The organism is Inquilinus sp. (assembly GCF_057815775.1).
Genome location: NZ_JBYRFX010000869.1, coordinates 1 through 2,590 on the forward strand (window position 1 = coordinate 1; position 2,590 = coordinate 2,590).

At 69.2% G+C, this 2,590-nt stretch carries 2 protein-coding genes; both read right to left on the reverse strand.

Translation table 11 applies throughout. The annotated features are described in order from the left end of the window. Positions 1-34: 34 nt before the first annotated feature. Positions 35-823, reverse strand: a complete 789-nt coding sequence (locus AC3XYG_RS31305) for a M20/M25/M40 family metallo-hydrolase (RefSeq protein ID WP_489143798.1) — start codon at positions 821-823, stop codon at positions 35-37. Between the two features lie 91 nt (positions 824-914). Continuing rightward, positions 915-2,225: an O-acetylhomoserine aminocarboxypropyltransferase/cysteine synthase family protein gene (locus tag AC3XYG_RS31310; protein WP_489143799.1), complete on the reverse strand. Its 1,311-nt coding sequence runs from the start codon at positions 2,223-2,225 to the stop codon at positions 915-917. Positions 2,226-2,590 lie beyond the last annotated feature (365 nt).

A 2,590-nucleotide genomic window follows, 5' to 3' on the forward strand; every position in this document is an offset into this window, starting at 1 on the left:
ATTCGATCGGGATGCCGGCCAGGGCGCGGCGCACCTAGTCCGGAATCGCCGGCGGCCGCAGCCCGGGCACAAGGATGGTGCCGCGGGCATCGACCAGCGCGGCGATGGCGTTGGCGATGATGGTGCCGGGATTGGGCAGCAGGCCGCCCCAGTTGCCGGAATGGTGGTGGCCCTCGCGCAGCACCAGGGTCAGGTCGAAATTGATCACGCCGCGGGTGCCGAGCGCGATCATCGGCCTGGTACGATCGAGCCGCGGCCCGTCCGACGCGATCAGCACATCCGCGGCCAGCAGGTCACGGTGGGCAGCACAGATCGCATCGAGCCACGGCGACCCGATCTCCTCGCTGGTCTCGACCAGGAAAGCCATGTTGAAGCCGAGACGGCCGCCGCGCGCCGCGATCACCTGCTCGATCGCGGCGATGTTGATGGAGTGCTGGCCCTTGTTGTCGGCGGTGCCGCGGCCGTACCAGCGCTCGCCCTCGACCGTGATGCGCCAGGGGTCGAGGCCGGCGCGCCACTGCTCCGCCCCACCCAGCACCACGTCGCCATGGCCGTAGCACAGCACGCCGGGCAGGCCTTCGCCCTCCTGCCGCCGGGCGATCAGCGCCGGGGCGTCGGGCGCGGCCGGGTTGGCCACGATGTGCAGGGCGAAGCCCAGCCGGGCCAGGGCCGGCCCGATCTCCTGCTCGAGATAGGCGGCCAGCGGCGCCCGGTCGGCGGCCTGGCTTTCGGTGCGGAAGCCGACGCGGCGGTCGAGCACGGCCCGGAAGCCGCCCTCGTCGAAATAGCGCGCCGCGCCGGCGATCGCCCGGTCTCGTGACATGCCCTGCCCTCCGCTGGGGACCGGGCGAGTCCGGCCCGGCCCCCATTGGTCGCAAATGGAGAGCGGGCCGCCAAGCCCCTGCGGCGCGGCCCTATGCCGCCTTGGCCACCCTGGCCGCACTGAGGCCGCGTTCGAGGTCGACCAGGATGTCGTCGATATGCTCGATGCCGACCGACAGCCTGACATAGCCGGGCGAGACGCCGGTCGCTCCCTGCTCTTCCGCCGTCAGCTGCGAATGGGTGGTCGAGGCCGGGTGGATCGCCAGGCTGCGGGCGTCGCCGATGTTGGCGACGTGGTACAGCAGTTGCAGCCCGTCGATGAAGCGGCGCCCCGCCTCCGCCCCGCCGGCCAGTTCGAACCCGACCAGGCCGCCGAAGCCGCCCTTGAGGTAGCGCTCGGCCCGCTCACGCGCCACCCCCGTCTGCAGCGACGGATGGATCACCCGCGTCACCTCCGGCTGCCGCGCCAGGAAGGCGGCGACGGCGTTGGCGTTCTGGGAATGCCGTTCGATCCTGAGCGGCAGCGTCTCCAGCCCCTGCAGGATCTGGAAGGCGTTGAACGGCGACAGCGCCGAACCGAGGTCGCGCAGCAACGTGGTCCGCGCCTTGATAATGTAGGCCACCGGGCCGAGCGGCTTCGTCGCCTCGACCCAGACCGCGCCGTGATAGCTCGGGTCCGGCGTGTTCAGCGCCGGCTGGCGCTCCGGATACGCTGCCCAGTCGAAATTGCCGCCATCGACGATCAGCCCGCCGATCGAGGTGCCGTGGCCGCCGATATACTTGGTGGTGGAATACACCACCACCGCGGCGCCATGCTCGAACGGCCGCAGCAGGATGGGTGCGGCGGTGTTGTCGACGATCAGCGGGATGCCGTACTCGCGGCCGATGGCGGCGACCTCGGCGATCGGGAACACCGTCAGCTTCGGGTTGGGCAGGCTTTCGGCATAAAAGGCGCGGGTGCGGTCGTCGACCGCGCGGCGGAAATTCTCCGGGTCGGCCGGGTCGACGAAGCGGACCTCGATGCCCTGTTCGCGCAGCCGGTTGGCGAACAGGTTCCAGGTGCCGCCATAGAGGTCGGTCGAGCTGACGATGTTGTCGCCGACCCGGGCCAGGTTCTGCACCGCGAAGGCCGAGGCCGCTTGGCCGGAGCCGACGGCGAGCGCCGCGGCGCCGCCCTCCAGCGCCGCGATGCGCTGTTCCAGCACGTCGTTGGTCGGGTTGCCGATGCGGCTGTAGATGTTGCCCAGCTCCTCCAGCGCGAACAGCTTCTGCGCGTGGTCGGTGTCGCGGAACTGGAAGGAGGTCGACTGGTAGATCGGCACCGCCACGGCGCCAGTCGCCGGATCGGCCCGCCAGCCGGCATGCAAAGCGAGGGTTTCGGGGCGAAGCGCCGGATCGGACATGGATCTCTCCCAGGGAAGGCGGTGGCGTCCTGAGGAGATTAACACGGATATGGTGCGGCACAATTTCAAATTATCATTTATCTATGTTGATTATGATAAATCACAATTCACAATAGAAAAATATCATGCCCGGGCTTGACCCGGGCATCCAGGGGATGTCGATATTTTCTGGATTGCCGGGTCAAGCCCGGCAATGACAGGCGGGACGGGAGCGAACCGCCTACTCCGCCGCCTCGGCCTTCGGGTCGAGGATGACGGGCGGGTCGAAGGCGGTGACGCGCGGGGCCTCACCTTCGAGCTTGGCGATCTCGACCAGGCAGGAATGGGCGCTGGGCCCCTGCCCCAGCCGCGAGGTGCCCTTGTCG

What these genes read in the sequence shown, in the direction of transcription:
- AC3XYG_RS31305 (WP_489143798.1), bottom strand. Translation starts at nt 823, where the DNA reads ATGTCACGAGACCGGGCGATCGCCGGCGCGGCGCGCTATTTCGACGAG.
- AC3XYG_RS31310 (WP_489143799.1), bottom strand. Translation starts at nt 2,225, where the DNA reads ATGTCCGATCCGGCGCTTCGCCCCGAAACCCTCGCTTTGCATGCCGGC.